This is a genomic window from Roseofilum sp. SBFL (genome assembly GCF_017746885.1).
In the GTDB taxonomy this organism is placed as follows: domain Bacteria; phylum Cyanobacteriota; class Cyanobacteriia; order Cyanobacteriales; family Desertifilaceae; genus Roseofilum.
This window is the reverse complement of record NZ_JAGHZH010000071.1, coordinates 1-3,907: the sequence shown is the minus strand read 5'-3', so window position 1 is coordinate 3,907 and position 3,907 is coordinate 1. Positions and strand designations below refer to the sequence as shown.

At 45.9% G+C, this 3,907-nt stretch carries 5 protein-coding genes and 1 pseudogene; 1 reads left to right on the top strand and 5 read right to left on the bottom strand.

What is annotated here, in order from left to right:
* The first annotated feature begins 271 nt into the window (after window positions 1-271).
* On the top strand, window positions 272-559 hold the full coding sequence (locus J7545_RS08340; protein ID WP_318701872.1) for a hypothetical protein: 288 nt from the start codon (window positions 272-274) through the stop codon (window positions 557-559).
* A gap of 113 nt (window positions 560-672) precedes the next feature.
* Here J7545_RS08340 and J7545_RS23975 read toward each other — a convergent pair whose 3' ends face one another.
* The 5 genes and pseudogenes from J7545_RS23975 to J7545_RS08320 all read right to left on the bottom strand — a co-directional run bounded on the left by J7545_RS23975 (window position 673) and on the right by J7545_RS08320 (window position 3,671).
* Entirely contained in the window at window positions 673-1,362 is a 690-nt protein-coding gene (locus J7545_RS23975) for a Mo-dependent nitrogenase C-terminal domain-containing protein (protein ID WP_413038679.1), read from the bottom strand.
* Window positions 1,363-1,401: 39 nt separating this feature from the next.
* Window positions 1,402-1,746, bottom strand: a pseudogene (locus J7545_RS23970) (cyclic nucleotide-binding domain-containing protein); the annotation flags it as partial.
* Entirely contained in the window at window positions 1,743-2,249 is a 507-nt protein-coding gene (locus J7545_RS08330; RefSeq protein WP_318701870.1) for a cyclic nucleotide-binding domain-containing protein, read from the bottom strand. The pseudogene J7545_RS23970 and the gene J7545_RS08330, both read right to left, overlap by 4 nt.
* A 142-nt stretch (window positions 2,250-2,391) precedes the next feature.
* Window positions 2,392-3,228 (bottom strand): DUF4351 domain-containing protein, encoded by an 837-nt coding sequence (locus tag J7545_RS08325; protein WP_318719432.1) that lies wholly within the window; start codon window positions 3,226-3,228, stop codon window positions 2,392-2,394.
* 56 nt (window positions 3,229-3,284) lie between these two features.
* The gene (locus tag J7545_RS08320) at window positions 3,285-3,671 is read right to left on the bottom strand and encodes a DUF2237 domain-containing protein (protein ID WP_318719431.1); all 387 of its coding nucleotides are present in this window, start codon (window positions 3,669-3,671) and stop codon (window positions 3,285-3,287) included.
* Between the last annotated feature and the right edge of the window lie 236 nt (window positions 3,672-3,907).

Sequence of the window (3,907 nt, the reverse complement as noted above, 5' to 3'; positions counted from 1 at the left end):
TTGAGGAAGCATTTTTATATTTTTGTGGTCTCTACACGACCACTTTACTCTTTTACCGATCGCCTCCTCAACCCACCACTCTCTCTACCATTGAGCCTCCTTGTCACCCCTTGAGATTCCCCTCATCAACGGGATGCCCTTTCAGAAGGAGGCTGCGGAGTACCCGCTAGCAGGAGATAACATCCTTGGCCAAAACTTGACGGTGAGGGGCCTAGCTGCCCCCCAAGATATTCCTGCCTTACCCAACCCGCCAAATAGTCCGAATCCAACGATGGGGGCAGATGGTTACACCGGCAACGAAGAGATCGATGATTTGCGGATTCGGTTTCCGGCCAACACACCGCAGATCTGGATGATTGATCCCCCACAGGATCAGATTGATAATATTAACGACTCACTGAGTCAAGATTTCCTTTTTGTCACCTGGGTCAAGGGGACTGATGGAAATAGCCGCTGGTGCCGGTTCTCCCTGGCGCAAACCTGGCAAAACCAGATGCCTGGCGGTCCTGGCATTGCCCTGGTCGGCAACCAAAACGGCTGTGTGTTGGCTGCACAGTAGTCCTCAAAACGCATCCACACCGTCTACGATTCCGAAAAGCTAAAGCTTTTCGGAGAGTGACAGGAGAGGGATATGGGGAGAGAACACAAAATCCTCATTTCCCCCAACTCAAGTTAAATATATCGAGAAATATCCTCCTGACAATCATCCGCAAGATAGGACAGAGCGCGGAAACGCAACCCTACCAACTGCTCATAGAGGGGATTTAACTTACACATCGGTGGAATATGGACAATTTTATGGCCAAACAGTTTAATATCCCGTTCAAACGGGCATTGGGGTGGAATCATTTTACAAAGGAACCTAGCCATATAAGGCGTATTAATATCCAAGCCATCTAACCACTGGCGTACCGGATATAAAACATCTCCTTCCGGAAAAGTCTGTTGCAACTTTTCCATGAGTGCTTGGCGTTTTTGCTCCGGTAAAGTTTCTGAAGTAATCAATAAAAACTTCAGGACATCTAATACTTCATTTGATGGTTCTAGGGCTGCACAATACTCTTGCAATACCCGATCTTCCTCCTCTGAATAGGTGCCATTAGCCAGAGCCATAATTACGCCCGTGCGTAAAAAATTCTCTGCCACAGAAGTTTCGCGCCCTAAAACGGCTGCCAATTCCTCGCCAGTAATCGGTTTCAGGGAACCTAAATTGAGATTAGTCCCTAACTCGTCCTTAATTAATTCAGCAATTAGCTCTTTTTCCTCTGGATTATATTCGCCATCTGCCCAAGCAATGGTTAACAACCCTCTTAACCAAGCCGTGATATGACGGTTGAGGGTGCGAACTCGTTGACACAACATGCGAATAATATTTAATCCCAATTCTGGATATTTTTCGATCGCCTCATAAAGATGTTTTTGGGATAGCACCAAACACTTACACTGTTCTATCGCCGTCACAGAAGCCGAATGGGATTGGGAATCTAAAACTGACATTTCCCCAAAATAGTCACCGGGGTTGAACTGGGCTAGTCTGAGACCGCCGAGATGGACTTCTACCTGTCCAGAGACCAGAATATAGAGATAAGAGCCAATTTCATCTTGACGGAAAATGGTGTGACCTGCGGGAAATTCGATTTCTCCCAATTGATTAGCAATTTCTGCTAAAAAACTATCATCTTTAGCTTCAATATTGCCAAAGATGGGAATATCTTTAAGCCGTTCTAGAGATTGTGTAGAGATCATGATAAAACTTGCTGTTGTACCTGGTTATAAAATAAGTCTTCCGATGCCCCAAAGAGGCGATTGAGTTTACGCACTCGTTGGCAGAGAACATTAATCATTTGTATCGCTACTTTGGGCCGTTCTTTAATGGCTTGATAAACTTGTTCTTGGGTTAAGACCAGACATTGACAGGGTTCTAGGGTTGTTACAGAGGCCGATCGCGGCCGGGATTCAAAGATCGCCATTTCACCAAAATAAGATCCAGGGGTCAGTTCTGCCAGTTGCACGTCATCAAAATGGACTTTGACCCGACCAGAAAAGAGAATATAGAGTAAATCGCCGCGATCGCCCTGAGCAAAAATGGTATGGTCTGCGGGAAACTGCACCTCTTCTAAATGAGTCGCTAACTGTTCTATGAACTCCGTTTGAGCGAGATCTTGGAAGATGACCAGCTTGGTTAAAAAATTGAGTCGGTCTGCCACACTGAGCGTGAGAGTTGTGCGATCGCCTGTATCAGTCACCATAGGCTTTAGATGAATTAAAACGGCCTGTTATCTAAGCTATCATATGGCTATTAGAACAAACTCAGCTCATCAGACGGAATTGGGGACTGACCAGAAAATTGATGTTGCGAGTGATGGGGCAAGCTTAATGCGTCATCAACGGTCATTGAGGGATACTAGCGAGCCATTCCGTTAAGTCCTGCTGTTCTTGGAAGTTAGGCATTGCTTCCATTAACGCTTGGAGTTGGGTAAACGACAAATTATAAATTTTCTCTTCTGTCTCTGCTGCGATCGTACCAATTTTCTGACGTAACATCATGAAGACCGCTTCCTGGCGACCTTGTTTAAGACCTTCTTGGCGACCTTTTTGCAGGATGAATTGATAGAAAGAAGAGTCTTCTAGTAGGTCTTCGCGGAAGAGGTCTTGAATAATTTCCGGGTTGTGAATGAGTCCAGACATAATAGCAGTACAGGCGATGATTTCTTTGCGTTGATTGGGGTCAGGAATTTTGCGCGTGGCCTCTGCTACCTGTTGTAGCAGATCTCGCGGCGCATTGCTACGAGTCAGAGGGGCTAAAGGGAGAAGAGCAGCATCACTGAGGAAGGGAGTAGGATCTTGTTCCCACAGACGGAGGACACGATATTTGTGAAGGGTATTTTGGACTTGGAAGCGATCGATATAAACGTCAGGTGAAGTAGTCTGTTTGAGGAAAATGACCACTTGTTCAATGGTACAGTGATATTTGCGATAGAGCCTTAACCAATAGTCGATCATCCGCTCTGGTAAAGGTGGGTCAGCTTTAGGAATGCGCTCAAATTCCAGATGAAGAATCGTATCGGCTGCTTTGAGTAAGATTAGGGAGTCAGCACGAACCGGTTCAGTAGAGAGTTCAGTTTTAATCACTTGAACATTACTGGCATTGACTTGGGGAAGCAGCAAACGGACAAAACTGATTGGGTTTTGGGTTGCCAGGAATTTACAGGTGTTGTCAAAAGCCACAATCTACGAGAGACCCAAACGTAAAGTTTCTCCATAATTCTACCTTACATTCAGGGTTACTCTTCTGGGTCGATCGCATGGTCTTTCAGCAATTCTAAGGGAATCACGGCTAAGGTATTGAGATGGGTAGCGGATAGAACAACAGGAGGGGCAACGCCAGCTTCGAGGGCTTCTTTCCAACGGGAGGCACATAAACACCAGCGATCGCCACTTTTGAGTCCGGGAAATTGATACACTGGTACGGGGGTACTTAAGTCGTTTCCCTGTTCGCGAGTATAGGCTAAAAATTCATCGGTTACTTGGGCACAAACCACATGCAGACCGAAATCTCCGGGCCCGGTTTCGCAATATCCGGTGCGATAATATCCCGTCATGGGGTCAGTACAACAGGGTTGTAACGGTTCACCGAATACATTTTTGGCTTCCAATTGGGTTTCAGGCATGAGGTTTAAGCATCTGTTTTCCCTTTATTTTAATCCGTAGGAGAGCATTCTTCTATCCCTCATTCAGTTACAATTTGAGAGGATCGTCTTCTCCCCCTCAAGGGGTGACAAGGTAGCTCAAAGGTGGCTATAGCGACCTTTTTCGGTAGTATTTTGCTGAAAACCTCAACTCAATGGTCGCGATCGCATAACTATAGCATCAGGTTAGAGGGTTACTTGCCCAAAAAATCGCTGGA